The organism is Streptococcus sp. HMSC072D07 (assembly GCF_001814835.1).
Classification (GTDB): Bacteria; Bacillota; Bacilli; order Lactobacillales; family Streptococcaceae; genus Streptococcus.
On the sequence record NZ_KV818057.1, the window covers coordinates 1 to 442 of the forward strand.

A 442-nucleotide genomic window follows, 5' to 3' on the forward strand; every position below is an offset into this window, starting at 1 on the left:
CTTATACACGTTCAGTCCATGAAGTCGCTGTTGTTTGAAGAACCTTGTTGAGTTCGTCAATGTTCTCAAATCCAGTTGTGCGAAGCCATTCGCGAGCTGCTGCTTCACCGTCTTTGATGTAGGCTTCAACTGATCCAGCCCATGTTGCACGGCCGCAAAGAACTCCGTTGAAGTTTGCACCTGATTCGTGGGCAAAGACAAGTGTTTCTTGGAAGAGTTTGGCTGATACACCTGCACTTAAGTAGATGTAAGGAAGATTTGTTGCTTCGTCTTGCGCTTTGAAGAAAGCTGCCGCTTCTTCACGAGTATGCACGATTTCACCATCGCCAAAGCCTTCAACGTATTTGACGTTGACTGGAACTTCCACTTTCAAAACGTCGATGTTAAAGCGTGGGTCTGAGAAGACCTTCATAGCACCGATAACCTTGTGTGGTTTTACTTT

1 protein-coding gene is annotated in these 442 nt (G+C 45.9%); it reads right to left on the minus strand.

From position 1 onward, the window contains the following. Position 1: 1 nt before the first annotated feature. On the minus strand, positions 2–442 hold a 441-nt coding region (locus HMPREF2991_RS04515; protein ID WP_142350315.1), incomplete at its 5' end, for a tagatose 1,6-diphosphate aldolase.